11 protein-coding genes are annotated in these 14,952 nt (G+C 42.0%); 1 reads left to right on the top strand and 10 read right to left on the bottom strand.

The window, feature by feature from the left end:
* Positions 1-19: 19 nt before the first annotated feature.
* The 10 genes from ACT3QR_RS06165 to ACT3QR_RS06120 form a co-directional block, all read right to left on the bottom strand.
* Positions 20-328 (bottom strand): FtsB family cell division protein, encoded by a 309-nt coding sequence (locus ACT3QR_RS06165; protein ID WP_444520512.1) that lies wholly within the window; start codon positions 326-328, stop codon positions 20-22.
* A 153-nt stretch (positions 329-481) separates the two neighbouring features.
* On the bottom strand, positions 482-1,798 hold the full coding sequence (eno, locus tag ACT3QR_RS06160; protein WP_444520511.1) for a phosphopyruvate hydratase: 1,317 nt from the start codon (positions 1,796-1,798) through the stop codon (positions 482-484).
* A 323-nt stretch (positions 1,799-2,121) separates the two neighbouring features.
* Positions 2,122-4,470: a heavy metal translocating P-type ATPase gene (locus tag ACT3QR_RS06155; protein WP_444520510.1), complete on the bottom strand. Its 2,349-nt coding sequence runs from the start codon at positions 4,468-4,470 to the stop codon at positions 2,122-2,124.
* 228 nt (positions 4,471-4,698) lie between these two features.
* Positions 4,699-4,923: a heavy-metal-associated domain-containing protein gene (locus ACT3QR_RS06150; RefSeq protein ID WP_444520509.1), complete on the bottom strand. Its 225-nt coding sequence runs from the start codon at positions 4,921-4,923 to the stop codon at positions 4,699-4,701.
* A 239-nt stretch (positions 4,924-5,162) separates the two neighbouring features.
* Complete coding sequence (locus ACT3QR_RS06145; protein ID WP_444520508.1) at positions 5,163-5,420, bottom strand: heavy-metal-associated domain-containing protein; 258 nt, start codon at positions 5,418-5,420, stop codon at positions 5,163-5,165.
* A gap of 27 nt (positions 5,421-5,447) precedes the next feature.
* Positions 5,448-6,323, bottom strand: a complete 876-nt coding sequence (kdsA, locus tag ACT3QR_RS06140) for a 3-deoxy-8-phosphooctulonate synthase (RefSeq protein WP_444520507.1) — start codon at positions 6,321-6,323, stop codon at positions 5,448-5,450.
* Between the two features lie 233 nt (positions 6,324-6,556).
* Positions 6,557-8,191 carry a CTP synthase gene (locus ACT3QR_RS06135; protein ID WP_444520506.1) on the bottom strand — a complete coding sequence of 545 codons (1,635 nt, stop codon included), beginning with the start codon at positions 8,189-8,191 and terminating at the stop codon, positions 6,557-6,559.
* Positions 8,192-8,386: 195 nt separating this feature from the next.
* On the bottom strand, positions 8,387-9,508 hold the full coding sequence (locus ACT3QR_RS06130) for a porin (protein ID WP_444520505.1): 1,122 nt from the start codon (positions 9,506-9,508) through the stop codon (positions 8,387-8,389).
* 248 nt (positions 9,509-9,756) lie between these two features.
* Positions 9,757-10,803: a porin gene (locus ACT3QR_RS06125; RefSeq protein ID WP_444520504.1), complete on the bottom strand. Its 1,047-nt coding sequence runs from the start codon at positions 10,801-10,803 to the stop codon at positions 9,757-9,759.
* A 608-nt stretch (positions 10,804-11,411) separates the two neighbouring features.
* The gene (locus tag ACT3QR_RS06120) at positions 11,412-13,610 is read right to left on the bottom strand and encodes a malate synthase G (RefSeq protein WP_444520503.1); all 2,199 of its coding nucleotides are present in this window, start codon (positions 13,608-13,610) and stop codon (positions 11,412-11,414) included.
* A 528-nt stretch (positions 13,611-14,138) separates the two neighbouring features.
* Here ACT3QR_RS06120 and ACT3QR_RS06115 point away from each other — a divergent pair.
* A complete protein-coding gene (locus ACT3QR_RS06115; RefSeq protein WP_444520502.1) occupies positions 14,139-14,870 on the top strand; it encodes a tRNA-(ms[2]io[6]A)-hydroxylase in 732 nt (243 codons plus the stop codon).
* Positions 14,871-14,952: the final 82 nt, after the last annotated feature.

Genomic DNA, 14,952 nt, shown 5'->3' with positions numbered 1-14,952 from the left:
GTCAGTATATTCGTAAAAACTAATAGTTGCTATGCGTGGTTGGTGCAGTGGATACTTGGACAAAAGTTTCATTTGGTTTGATTAAACCTAAATCTAAGCGAGCGTGCTCTTCTACGGCCTCAAGTCCCGTTTTTAAATCTTGAACATCGGTGCGTAACAAGTTATTTGCCGCAACTTGATTGTCATTCAAACTTTGTTGCTTTTCAATTTGAGCCGTCAACTTATCGTGTTCAAAGCGACCATTTTCACCTAGCCAATACTGATATTGCAATCCTAAAAGCACTGCAACGGCTAAAGCAAGTAGCATGAATTGGCTAAAGTATTTCATAAGATAGTAACGCCAAACGATATGAAAAAAAGGATAGTAAAGTTTAAGCTGATTAGGCGATATATAAATGTTATATATCACCTAAATATTGACTTCAGCTTATGAGTCTAGGCTTTCTAACGTATATTACACGTCAAAAATCCAGTCAGATTCTTAGCCACGTAGACCGATAAACTCTTCACGGCCACGGTAGCTTGCACGTACTTGCTGCTCAATACGTAGCAACTGGTTGTACTTCGCTACGCGGTCTGAACGGCATAGTGAGCCTGTTTTGATTTGACCAGCTGCTGTACCTACTGCTAAGTCTGCAATGGTGCTGTCTTCCGTTTCACCTGAACGATGTGAGATGATGGTTGCATAGCCATTTTTCTTAGCCATATAAATTGCATCTAGCGTTTCTGACAAGGTACCAATTTGGTTGAATTTAATCAAAATTGCATTGGCAATATGTTTATCGATACCTTCTTGCAAGATTGAAGGATTGGTCACAAACAGATCATCACCAACCAACTGGACTTTATCGCCAATTTGCTCAGTCAAATACTTCCAACCATCCCAATCTGACTCATCAAGACCATCTTCGATAGAGATAATAGGGTACTGACGTGCTAGCCCAACTAGGTAGTCTGAGAAACCTTGGCTGTCAAAGGCTTTATTACCTTCGCCTGCCAGAACATATTGACCGTTTTTGTAAAACTCACTGGCTGCACAATCTAGCGCAAGATGGATATCTTCGCCAGCTTTATAGCCGACTTGTTCAATCGCTTGCATGATAACGGTGATAGCTTCTTCATTGCTACGTAGGTTCGGTGCAAAACCACCTTCATCACCAACGGCAGTGTTTAGGCCCTGTGATTTTAATACAGATTTCAAGCTATGAAAAATTTCTGTACCAGCACGCAACGCTTCTGAAAAGCTTGTAAAGCCTACAGGCTCAATCATAAACTCTTGGATATCAACGGTGTTGTCCGCGTGTTCGCCACCGTTCAAGATGTTCATCATCGGCACAGGCATAGTCAACGACGTTTGATTACGTAGATTGGCGATGTATTGATGCAATGGCAGGTTCTGTGACTTAGCTGCTGCTTTGGCAGTCGCAAGTGACACAGCTAACATGGCATTAGCACCCAAGCTTTCTTTGTTTTCTGTACCATCTAATGCAATCATAGCATCGTCAATGGCCTGTTGCTCAGTCACATCTTTGTCAATCAAGGCGCTGCGGATTTGACTGTTGACATTAGAAACGGCTTTTTTGACGCCTTTGCCCATAAAACGGGTCTTGTCGCCATCACGTAGCTCAAGCGCCTCACGTGAGCCTGTTGATGCGCCACTTGGAGCAGCAGCACGGCCGACAGTACCGTCAGCTAAGATAACATCAGCTTCGATAGTTGGGTTGCCGCGCGAGTCTAAAATTTCACGAGCGCGAATGTCTTTAATTGCGGTGACGTTGTTGGTTTCTTCAGCGTACATAATGTCTGTTAATTCCTTTGGTCATGCCAAGTTTGTGAGATAAATAACGGCAGCTAGCATACAAAAAAGATAAAGCAAAATATCATATAGCGCACAATCCTAAAAACCTTTTATACCCCTCTATCTTGTGGCTAGAGTTTCCTAACAATTAGAGGTATATGGAGCAGATTAATAGTCGGCTATAGTGCTTGGCATCATAGCATATATTTCACCAAACTTCCCTTATCTTACACTGACTTGCAGTCATAAAAACAATCTTAAAGATACATATACGCGGTTGCTGCCTCTTTTATATTTATAGAAAACCTAAGCAAATATAATAGCTACCCTTCCGCTAAACGTTCTTTATCTGTATGAGATGTGGTTACTGTATTGTCTAACTCAATCTTGGTCTCAAAACGTGTCAATCGTAGTGCATTCATGAGTACCGAGATGGAGCTAAGCGCCATGGCGGCAGCCGCAATCATCGGATTTAAAAACCCAAACGCAGCAAGCGGAATACCGAGACAGTTATAAATGAAGGCAAAAAACAGATTTTGCTTGATATTGCGTAGCGTCGCTTGAGCGATTTTTTGTGCCGCATTAATATGCATGAGAGACTCACCCATTAGACGTGCAGAGGCACTATGCTGAGCAACGTCAGTTCCTTCAAACATCGCAAAACTAGCATCGGCAGTGGCCATCGCTGGTGCATCGTTGACGCCGTCTCCTGCCATCGCTACCTTATGACCAGCAGTTTGCAATAGTGCAATTTGACTGGCCTTGTCACGTGGACTCATCTTGCCATAAGCCTTATCAATACCCAACTGCCCTGCTACATGATCGACGACGGATTGCTTATCACCACTCATCAAAATCACATTGATACTCGCATCTTGTAATGCAGTGATTGCTTGCGGGGTATCCTCTTTTAAGTCATCAGCTAAGGCAAACGCGCCTAATGGCTCATCATTAATACTAATTGCGACGGTGCTAGCAATTTGCCATACTTTTGGCATAAATTTTGGTAGTGCTAAATTCGCAAACTCTGCTGTCCCAACTTTTATAAGCCCAAGCCCTTCGATATTGGCTTGTATACCAGCGCCTTTTATCACACTGATGTCAGTCACATCAAACAGAGGTAGTTGGCGATCTTTAGCCGTATTGACGAGAGCAGTAGCTAGTGGATGGCTGGCATGCGCTTCGACATTGGCCGCAATCTGCAATACATCATCAACAGCAAGTGACTTATCCACCATAACATGATCGACGATGGTCGGTCTTCCAATAGTTAATGTACCTGTTTTATCGAGTACTACCGTATCGATATTACCTGCCGCCTCAAGGCTTTGTGCATCTTTGAACCAGACACCATGACGCGCAGCAACGCCCATACCAGCCATAATCGCCGCTGGCGTGGCCAAACCAAGCGCACAAGGACAAGCGATGACCAATACTGATACAGCATGCATTAAAGCCGTATCAACCATACCTGTTAGCCACCATGTGGCCCCAAAGGTAACCAGTGCAATCGTTACTACTACAGGAACAAAGACAGCCGTTACTCGGTCAGCGAGACGTGCTAGATTGGCTTTTGAGCCTTGTGCATCACTTAACGCTTGTACCATATCGCCAAGCTTAGTATCGCTGCCCTTCGCATTGACACGATATAGCAGGCTCCCGTTCTCTACCAAGGCACCTGCTAGCAATCCATCACCTTGCTCTTTTTTGAGTGCGACTGATTCACCAGTCAAATGACTCTCTACGCACCATCCGCTACCTTCTATGACGGTACCATCTGTAGCGACGCGGCTACCTTGTTTTGCACGTAGGACATCACCTATTTGCACATCAGACAACGCAATATTATGAAAATCACCATTTGGCTGCTGCTGCTCTACTTTATCAGGCGTCAGTGACAGTAATAAATCAATACTGTTTAGACTGTGCTTCTTAGTACGTTCTTCTAAGTATTTACCCGTACGCACAAAAGCAATGACCATCACCCCTGCTTCAAAATATACGGCTGGGCTATTACTAGTGCCATGTCCACTTTGCAACAGACTGTTTAGAGTACCATCGCCGTGCGTGAGCCATAAATAAGTCGAATACGCCCATATCGTCACTGTACCGATAACTACCAGCACATCCATATTGGCAAGGCCGCCTTTGATAGATGCCCATGCGCTTTTATAAAACGGTAATGCCAAGCCAAACTGTACCACTGTCGCTAAAATGAATTGAGCCCAGATCGGCGGCATCCACGCCATACCAAAACCCGTCAGCATACCTGCCATACCCACCAAAAATGGCACCAAACAGATCCATAATCCGATCAGACGCCATGGATATTGAGTGGCGGTATCTTCATCAGTCTGAGCAAATAAGCTATCGCCTGCCTGTACGTTGGCAACGAAACCTGTTTTATTCACCCACTCTGTCAGCTGCTTGGGTGTCGTCTGGGTAGGATCATAGTCAACATTGGCAGTCTCGCCAGCAAAACTCACACTTACCTCGTACACCGAAGGTTTCTTGTTAAGCACCTTTTCGATTCTTGAGGCGCAGGCCTGACAGGTCATGCCGTCAATCGCTAATTGCAGATGCGCACGTTGCGGTGTAAGTGGCGTATTGGACTCAATGTCAGTTTCGACATCGTAAGACTCATCTTTGGTAGTACTGGCGGTATCGTTCATAAATAAAACTCGTCATGGTGCCTATAAATTCATAGGGACCACGATAAAATATCAGTGGGTGGGCAAAAAATTCAAACAAAGTAATTGGGTAATATCGTATTCAGCATTAATATTTTAGACAAAGTAGTAAAACATTAATGCCGAATACTCATAATCGTTAATCATTAAAAAACCAGCTATCATGCTCGCAATAACATGTTAGCTGGTTCTGTAAATATATGACGAAGTTTATGAGTTAGCGACTGTCGCCTCAAACCCAGCATCGTCAATAGCCGAAGCAATAGCCTCTGCACTGGTTTTGCCATCATCAAAGGTTACCGTCGCTAAGTTATCAGCAAGGTCAACAGTAATAGTCTCTAATCCATCAATATCGGCTGTCGCCGTGTGTATGCTTGCTACGCATCCGCCACAAGTCATACCGTCAATTTTAATAATACGTGTTTGGTCTGCCATATTGGGCTCCTTATTTTTATTGGTAACAGGCAGCTCTAATAGTGATTCTGTTAATGCTAAATTTACCAAAGTAAAGCAAATCATTAGAGCTACAGCAAACAAGCATAAGCCCTATTACTTTCGACAACAAGACCATTTGGTTGTTACTTTATTAACGAGATGCTATTAACGAAGCGGCAACTTATTAATAAAAACGTAAAAAAGCTCATTGGTGAATCTATAATAATAGCCGTTTGCAATCATAAATTGTAATGATGCGGATTCTGCGGTGAATCAATCGGAAATGGCTGAGTCACATAATCCACCATACTAATCGCCGCTGTCAAAGCATGGATACTAGTATCCGTATCATCATAGCTCACCGTTGCAACATTATGTTTGGGATCCAAATTGATAGCAGTCACGCCTGAGATATTCTTAAGAGCGGTCATTACGCTATCTAAACCTTCTGCATCGTCGATATTTTCGATACTTACTTGTGCCATTTGAATTGCCATTGTATAGCCCTCTTATCACTTACCGTATCAATGAGTATCTAATACTTCAAAACCTTTGACTAAGTCATCAATTTGCTTGAGCTGATGTAAGAACGGCTCTAATTGGCTCATACGCAGCGCACATGGACCATCACATTTTGCAGTTTCTGGGTTAGGGTGTGCCTCTAAGAACAGACCTGCTAGCCCTGTAGCCATACCTGCACGAGCAAGCGTTGTAATCTGCTCACGACGTCCACCAGCGCTGTCACTACGTGCACCTGGCTGCTGTAGGCTATGGGTTACATCAAAAAATACCGGAATATCCATCTGCTTCATGGTATCAAAACCAAGCATATCAACGACCAGATTATTATATCCAAAGGCACTACCACGCTCACAAAGTATGAGCTTATCATTACCGCCCTCTAAGCACTTATTGACGATATGACGCATCTCATGAGGGGACAAAAACTGCGCCTTTTTAATATTAATAATGGCATCTGTTTTTGCCATCGCATGTACTAGATCTGTCTGACGTGACAAAAATGCAGGTAGCTGAATAATATCAGCCACTTCAGCGGCTGGTGCTGCTTGGTGGGGTTCATGCACATCCGTAATAATCGGCACTTGGAATTTTTCTTTAATCTGACCTAGCCAATCGATCCCCTGCTCTAAACCAGGCCCACGGTACGAATGTAGACTTGAACGATTGGCTTTATCAAAGCTCGCTTTAAAAACATAGCTGATACCTAGGTGCTGGCAAATATCAACATACTGCTCAGCAATCTCAAACGCTAATTCTTTAGACTCTAAAACATTCATACCACCGAACAATACGAAAGGCTGGTCGTTACCAATGTTAATCGTATCGTTGCTAGGAGTATTAAGTGTGATATGTGATTGCGCGGACAATAAATTTTCCATGAAGCCGTTACCTCTTATTTTGTTATTAATATGTCTGTCCCATATTGTAACCGATAGCCCAATTAAAAAAAGTATGCAAGCGTAATTAGACATCATTAGTAAAGATGATTGTTGGCTAATAACAACAAACAGTTTAAATTGAGCAAAAAAAAAGACCGATCCGAAGATCAGTCTTTTTTATAATAAATGCTTTTACTCTGCAATGCTTTATAAGAGTTGCTTTGCTATAAGAACTACTTTATTTCGCTATGGTTCTTAGCAGCTTTTACAAAGCTATTAAACAGTGGATGACCACCACGTGGAGAACTAGTGAACTCTGGATGGAACTGTACGGCAACAAACCATGGATGTTCGTTAATCTCAACCGACTCTACCAAATGCTGCTTGGCAGAATAACCAGAGATGGTCATACCTGCTTGCTCTAATGGCTCAATATAGCGGTTATTCATCTCGTAACGATGGCGATGACGCTCAGTAATATTGCTAGCGCCGTAAATTTGGCTCAGCTTGCTACCAGAAACTAGCTCTGCTTGCTGTGCGCCTAAACGCATCGTACCGCCAAGGTCTGAATCATCGCTACGAATCTGTAGATCACCGCGCTCATCTAACCACTCAGTGATAAGACCAATGATAGGCTCAGCCGTCTTACGATCAAACTCAGAAGAATTGGCATTAATATTAAGTACATTACGCGCATACTCAATGACAGCCAGTTGCATACCGAGGCAAATACCTAGATACGGAATATTGTTTTCGCGAGCATAAGTGATGGCTTTTATCTTACCCATCGTACCGCGCTCACCGAAACCACCTGGTACCAAGATTGCATTGGCATCATCTAACTGTGCAAATAGTTCGGCATCGCTCTCTAAACGCTCAGCATCGATGTAGTCGATTTTCACATCTACTTTATGCATGATGCCTGCATGTAGCAATGCCTCATTGATAGACTTATAAGCATCTGGAAGCTCGACGTATTTACCAACCATCGCAACAGTGACTGTGCCTTCTGGGTTCAGTTGGGCTTCAACCACTTTGTCCCAATCACTCAAATCAGCTTCAGGCACATCAAGACCGAAACGCTCACAGATCAGATCGTCAAGATCTTGCTCGTGTAATGTGCGCGGTATCTGATAGATACTTTGCGCATCTTCACACATAATAACCGCACGCTCTTCAACGTTGGTAAATAGCGCAATCTTACGACGGTTGTCTTGTGAAATGTGATGGTCAGAGCGGCAGATTAGGATATCAGGCTGTAGGCCAATAGAGCGCAACTCTTTTACTGAGTGCTGCGTTGGCTTAGTTTTGGTTTCACCTGCACTAGCAATATATGGCACCAATGTTAGATGCATTAGCATGGCTCTATTACGGCCAAGCTCTACTTGCATCTGACGCACGGCTTCCATAAAAGGAAGTGATTCGATATCACCAACGGTACCGCCAATTTCGATAATCGCGATATCATACCCTTCGCCACTGGCAAGGATTTTGTTTTTAATTTCATCAGTAATATGCGGAATAACCTGTACAGTACCGCCTAGATACTCACCACGGCGCTCTTTATTCAAAACGTTCTGATAAATACGGCCACTAGTAAAGTTATTACTCTTACTCATTTTTGAGTGACGCAAAAAGCGCTCGTAATAACCTAAATCCAAATCGGTCTCGGCGCCATCTTCGGTGACGAATACTTCACCATGCTGAAATGGACTCATTGTACCTGGATCGACGTTAATATACGGATCCATTTTGGTCATCGTGACGGTCACGCCACGTGCTTCTAAGACCGCTGCAAGAGAAGCTGCGGTGATACCTTTTCCTAGTGAGGACACTACCCCACCGGTCACGAATATAAACTTGGTCATAGTACTCTGTCGGTAATTGGTAAAGAAGGATTTTACTAAAAATACGCCATAAAATATAGGGCAAAAACGCAAACTGTCTGAAACTCTTGTGTTTTTACACTAGTAGCAAACATTTTTCTATTATTAAAACATTACACAATAAAAAACTCACCCTAAAGGATGAGTCTTGATAAACAACTTATAAAACTATCTGATTTAGAATTTGTATTCTAAACCACCGCCGATAGCGAACACATCAGCATCACCGCGAGCATCAACTTCAGATATAGTATTATCGTCATAGTTTCTAACCACTAGCAGACCATTTTCCAAATCTGCTGAGTTTTTGCCGATATAAGCATGTGCAATCATGTTGTCTTTGAACTCATATTTACCGCCCAATACGATTTGGTCTGAATCATTACCACCTAGGCCTGCTAAGTTTTCAGTTTTGTCATACTGTAGATAGACAGAAGCTGGACGTGCGAAATTGGTCAAACCCATTTCAGCGCTGACGACCAAACCTTTCTCTTCATCGTTAGTGTCATCAAAATCTACTTGTTGATATAGCGCGCCTAGCGTCACTGGATAAGCCATGTATTTACCTAAATCGACACTAGCACTACCGCGTAGAATCTCACCTGTGACACTCATATCTTTGTCGTAAGCCACACCAGCGGTAAAACCTGCACCTGGATCAAACATTAACGAAGCGCCGAAGCCACTATCGCGATCATCATTATCAGAGACAAACGATTCATCAGCACCATACTGTAATGCAAGTTCTACTGGCAAGTCATTGTATTTAGGCGCAATCCATACGATTGAGTTATTGATACGTTCGCCATCAGTCAAAGTAAGAGCTTCAGTTAGTGTATTGCTATCACCTAAAGAACTTGCGCCAATGTTATCCCAATAGCCTTCATTTACAGTCACGTTGTTAATGTAATCAGAAACTGAGTAGTTACGACCGAATCGAAATTGACCAAAGTTTTCGTTGTTTAAACCCAGATAAGTGTCACGACTTTTGAAACCAATGTTATCTGAACCACTGTCATCGATTTTGATACCGTACTCTAATTGATAGATGACGTCTGTATTGGCAGTTATTGCTTCAGATCCTTTGAACCCTAAACGTGAAGAGTGTGAGCTAACTTGTACAGAGTCGTTGTCTTCATTGACATAGATAGCATCATTTGGCAAATCCATCGACTGGCGATCAAGTTCAGCATTGACATAGTTAGCAGTCACAAATGCCTTACCGTAGACAGTTGGGGCTGCTTGAACAGTAGAAACTGATAGCGTTGCAATTGCTGAAGCTAAAAGTAATTTTTTCAAAGGATATCTCCACTTTACGATTTGAGTGATAAATGGTCTAAGATCATTAGATATATAATAGTTTTAGGTTGTATGCCTTTGAAACCATAATATATAGCGAGCCATAAGAACTGCTTAGACATAACTTTACCAAGCAAATATTACAGTAAGATGAAAAAACCAAAGTTTACATATTGGTTATGATTTTTTATGACATAAAAAAACTCACCCCGAAGGATGAGTTTCTTATAATCTAATTAAGTGTGATATTAGAATAAGTATTCTAGACCGCCACCCAATGCGAAGATATCAAGATCAGTATTGCTAGCTCCGTCTTCGGCAGAGTTGTTACCGATATAAGCATGAGCAATCATGTTGTCTTTGAAGTTGTATTTACCACCTACAACTACTTGATCTGAATCACGGTTGTCAATACCAGCTAGGTTTTCAGTACCGTTGTACTGTACGTATACAGAGGCTGGACGAGCAAAGTTGTTTAGACCCATTTCAGCACTTACGATTAAACCTTTTTCGTCTTCAGCACCGTCATCGAAGTCAGTTACTTGATACATAGCACCTAGCATAACTGGTGCAGTCATATATTTACCTAGATCAACAGTTGCACTACCACGTAGAAGATCACCAGCTTGGCTCATGTCTTTTTCATACGCAACACCAGCAGTGAAGCCAGTACCTTGGTCAAACATTAATGAAGCACCGTAGCCACTGTCGCGGTCATCACTGTCAGAAACGAATGTCTCATCAGCACCATATTGTAGAGCAAGCTCTAAAGGCAAGCCGTTGTATTTAGGCGCAATCCAAACGATAGAGTCATTAACACGGCCGCCATCAGCCATAGTTACAGCGTCAAGTACATCGCCTTCCATATCAAGGTTACTAACACCTAGGTTATCCCAGTAACCTTCAGTCACAGTCACGTTGTTGATGTAGTCAGTTACTGAGTAGTTACGACCAAAACGGAACTGACCAAAGTCTTTGTTGTCTAGACCAAGATAGGTATCACGGCTTTTGAAACCAATGTTGTCATCATTACCATCAATAGCGATACCATATTCTAACTGATAGATAACATCAGTGTTAGCAGTAATCGCTTCAGAACCTTTGAAACCAAGGCGTGAAATGTTTGAGTTAACTTGTACTGAATCGCTATCTACGTCATATAAATCATCACTACCATCACGGTCAGCGTTGATGTAGTCAGCAGTAACGAATGCTTTACCATATACAGTTGGTGCTGCATTGGCTGCAGATACAGATAGGGCTGCGATTGCTGTAGCTAAAAGTAGTTTTTTCATGGGGTATCTCCACTTTACAATTGTAGTAATGAGCAAGCTATTATTAGCTGGCGCCCATAATGGTATCGTCACAAATCCTCAAAGATATAATGTGTAACTGGCTACCGAGATTAGTCAGAAACAAGTGTGGCGAATTGCTATTACAGTAAGGTAAAAAACCATGACACACATGACTGGGATTAAACAACGCAACTGCCATGTAACGTTTGGTCTTTATTGCTCCGTGCGTAACATCCGTTACCAAACTCATACTTCGAGTACAAGCATATCAACTTTGACATAATTTGCAACATATTTTTTTGCTTTTTCGATACATCCATTATCGAATAACAAATAACGCCTCATATTTGAGCAATCGCTAAAAAACTTCTATTTACTCAATTAGATACGAATACCACTGGTTAATACCAATACTAATAGTCTTAAATTATTGTAATGGATATTAACTAATCGACCAAAATAAAGCGCTATTTATAGATAAATAAATAGCGCTTACAACATCCTTATGACTTATTTCTGACACATTTAACAGTTACAAACAAGCAAGAATAATTATCATACTTGCTCGTTTAGTATGCCCTAATATTAATCTTATTTACCCTATAAATCTAAGCGTTTGCTTTTAGATCCAAACGTGCTTGATGCAATAATGGCTCCGTATAACCACTAGGCTGCTCACGTCCTTTAAAGACTAAATCACAGGCGGCTCTGAATGCATAAGACCCATCAAAATCATCTGCCATCGATTGATAGTCAGCATCGCCTGTATTTTGCTCATCGACGACCTTGGCCATACGTTTCATCGTATCCATCACTTGCTGCTCACTGACTACGCCATGATGCAACCAGTTGGCAATATGTTGGCTCGAGATTCGCAAAGTAGCACGATCTTCCATGAGACCTACATCGTTGATATCTGGTACCTTCGAGCAACCTACGCCTTGATTTACCCAGCGTACGACATAACCTAAGATACCTTGAGCATTGTTTTCAAGCTCTTGCTGCTTCTCTTCGTCAGTCCAGTCGGTATTTTTTGCTAATGGAATGGTTAAGATGTCATCTAAACTCGCACGCTCGCGTGATTTTAGCGTGTCCTGTACATCAGACACACTCACTTGATGATAGTGTATGCTATGCAAGGTAGCGCCCGTTGGTGATGGTACCCACGCAGTGCTAGCACCAGACTTCGGATGATCGGCTTTGGTATCCATCATCTCTTTCATTTCATCAGGCTTAGCCCACATCCCCTTACCAATCTGCGCGTGACCTTGTAGTCCTGTCTCTAGACCGATATCGACGTTCCATTGCTCATAAGCAGGCTGCCATGCTTGCGATTTCATCTCGCCTTTCGGTACAAACGGGCCTGCATTCATACTGGTATGCATCTCATCGCCAGTACGGTCTAAGAAACCTGTGTTAATGAAGATAACGCGCTCTTTGGCTTGGCGAATTGCTTCTTTTAAGTTGACCGTCATACGGCGCTCTTCATCCATGATGCCGATTTTGAGCGTATTGCGCTCCAAACCTAACAAGTCTTCTGATGCATTGAATAAATCATTGGCCATTTTGACTTCTTCAGGGCCATGCATTTTTGGCTTCACGATATACATTGAGCCTTGGCGTGAGTTTGATAGCTCGTTTTTACCTTTGATATCATTGAGCGATAATAGTGGCGTGATCAAACCATCCATTAGACCTTCAAATATCTGCTCTTCACCCTCACCCAAATCTACCAAAATAGCAGGGTTTTGCATTAGATGACCAACGTTGCGAATTAATAATAGCGAACGACCTGGTAAGATCAGCTTGCCACCATCTGGCGTATTGTATTCACGATCTGGATTTTGTTTACGTGTACGCGTTTTTCCACCTTTTTCAAAGGTTTCTTGTAGGTCGCTATTCATCAAGCCAAGCCAGTTACGATAAACTTCGACTTTCTCTTCTGCATCTACAGCAGCGACTGAATCTTCACAATCTTGAATAGCTGTCATAGCCGACTCAAGCAGTACGTCTTTAATATTTGCAGGATCGTCTTTGCCGACTGGATGGCTGCTATCAATTTGAATCTCAGCATGCAAACCGTTATTTTTGAGCAGTACACCTGTAGGAGCTTCAGCGTCACCGACAAAGCCGACAAACTTAGCGGTATCTTGTAGCTCAGTACTGCTATCACCTTGTACGATCTCTAACTTGCCATCGACTACTTTAAAACCAGTCACATCATTGTATGAGCCTGATACTAGTGCAAAGTGCTCATCTAAAAATGCTTTGGCATAAGCGACAACGGCAGCACCGCGAGTAGGATTATAGCTACCGCCTGCTTCTTGACCATTGTCACTGCTGATAACATCAGTACCATATAAAGCATCGTATAAACTACCCCAACGTGCATTGGTCGCGTTAAGCGCATAGCGAGCATTACGAACTGGCACGACTAACTGCGGCCCTGCGATGTGCGCGATTTCATCGTCGACATTTTTGGTATCAACCGTAAATGCTTCGCCTTCAGGTAACAGGTAACCAATCTCCTGTAGGAAGGTCTTGTAAGCTGGATAATCGATTTCACCATCTTTTGCTGGGTTATCTAGGTGCCACTGATCAATCTGTGCTTGAATCTTGTCACGAGTTTCCAATAGTGCCTTGTTGCGCGGGGTAAACTCTTTGATAACCTTTTCAAAACCTGACCAATAATCGTCTGAATCCACACCGACTTTCGGTAGTACTTCGTTTTCAATAAAGTCATATAACTGCTGATCGATGGCTAAACTGCCTTTTTGAATACGATTGGTGTTAGAAGACTGGCTCATATTGTTATCCTTGTCTGTTCGTGAGAGGTACTAATACTGGACTGTGCCAGTAATTATTTAGAAGTTTTTTAAGTTTGAAAGATGTTAAACGTCCATATTTGTTCATTGTAGAAATTTACACGTTCTATTTTTCTAAGAAGATATCTCTACAAATTTTATGTTCTAATAAAAGGAGACTTATCAATAGCTCATCATAAAAATAAGATGAAATACTTAAAAAGTAAAATCTCATCCTACTATCAAATAATAAAATTAACAAGAAAACATCATTCACCAAGTAAATACTTGGGTTGTTTAATAATGATAGTCTAAACACTGTCTACATTAGAGGCCGTAATCGTCATTTAGAAATTAGATACGGCCGAAGCAATATAAACGGTAAGTAATCATTAGTTCTATTAATTATGCTTAATCGTTATCTGTTAATAAACACATATTGATGACTGTCCGTTATTTAGCATCGTATCTATGTCGTACTAACGATATAATTACTTATATTATCATTCACAAACAAAGCTTCCTTAGACTATGACCATCAAACAACAAGACCTCGAAACATTACAATCATCAGAAAGTGCTATAAATAGCGATAGTATTGAAGAAGAGCTGATCGAAGAAGACAGTGTGGATATCACACATCTGCGCACTCCTATAAAGGTAGATCTATCTCCTGTCTATAACTTCTTGGGCGCTCGAACCACGAAAGCTTGGGTAGATGCTGCTATTGAGAATCTGCCCATGATTATTCAAGATCATGCCAACTGCGAAAAAAAAGCCGCTGGCACTGCAATGAATTTAATATTCCGTTATGAGTTCTCTTATGACTTGCAACGTAAACTTGCACAGCTGATACGTGAAGAGATGCTGCACTATGAACAAGTACTGGGCATCATGAATGAGCGTGGACAGGAATGGAAATATCTGAGTGCTGGTCGCTATGCTAAAGGTATGCTGAAACATAAGCGCACTTACGAGCCAGCAGCGATGGTCGATGTGTTGATAATCGGGGCGTTTATTGAGGCACGCTCTTGTGAGCGTTTTGCAGCATTGGCCGAAGTCATCGATGATGAACGCTTAGCAAAATATTATCGTTATCTGCTCAAATCAGAGAGTCGTCATTTCGAAGATTATCTTACACTCGCCCAATCATTATCAGACGAAAATATAGACGAGCGAGTTGCGTTCTTTAAAGAAGTAGAGGCCGAATTGATAAGTAGTCCAGATGCTGAGCTGCGTTTTCATAGTGGTACACCCGCATAAAAAGGCCTCTCCATGTACCTACTTCCATAACCATCTACTATATAGTATAAAAAACAAAAAAAGGCACTGTATTTGATACAAG

This window comes from Psychrobacter sp. AOP7-B1-25 (genome assembly GCF_052376195.1).
Lineage (GTDB): Bacteria > Pseudomonadota > Gammaproteobacteria > Pseudomonadales > Moraxellaceae > Psychrobacter.
Note: the sequence above shows the minus strand (reverse complement) of the source record. Positions and strands in the feature narration are given on the sequence as shown.

What these genes read in the sequence shown, in the direction of transcription:
- ACT3QR_RS06165 (WP_444520512.1), bottom strand. Translation starts at nt 328, where the DNA reads ATGAAATACTTTAGCCAATTCATGCTACTTGCTTTAGCCGTTGCAGTG.
- eno (WP_444520511.1), bottom strand. Translation starts at nt 1,798, where the DNA reads ATGTACGCTGAAGAAACCAACAACGTCACCGCAATTAAAGACATTCGC.
- ACT3QR_RS06155 (WP_444520510.1), bottom strand. Translation starts at nt 4,470, where the DNA reads ATGAACGATACCGCCAGTACTACCAAAGATGAGTCTTACGATGTCGAA.
- ACT3QR_RS06150 (WP_444520509.1), bottom strand. Translation starts at nt 4,923, where the DNA reads ATGGCAGACCAAACACGTATTATTAAAATTGACGGTATGACTTGTGGC.
- ACT3QR_RS06145 (WP_444520508.1), bottom strand. Translation starts at nt 5,420, where the DNA reads ATGGCAATTCAAATGGCACAAGTAAGTATCGAAAATATCGACGATGCA.
- kdsA (WP_444520507.1), bottom strand. Translation starts at nt 6,323, where the DNA reads ATGGAAAATTTATTGTCCGCGCAATCACATATCACACTTAATACTCCT.
- ACT3QR_RS06135 (WP_444520506.1), bottom strand. Translation starts at nt 8,191, where the DNA reads ATGACCAAGTTTATATTCGTGACCGGTGGGGTAGTGTCCTCACTAGGA.
- ACT3QR_RS06125 (WP_444520504.1), bottom strand. Translation starts at nt 10,803, where the DNA reads ATGAAAAAACTACTTTTAGCTACAGCAATCGCAGCCCTATCTGTATCT.
- ACT3QR_RS06120 (WP_444520503.1), bottom strand. Translation starts at nt 13,610, where the DNA reads ATGAGCCAGTCTTCTAACACCAATCGTATTCAAAAAGGCAGTTTAGCC.
- ACT3QR_RS06115 (WP_444520502.1), top strand. Translation starts at nt 14,139, where the DNA reads ATGACCATCAAACAACAAGACCTCGAAACATTACAATCATCAGAAAGT.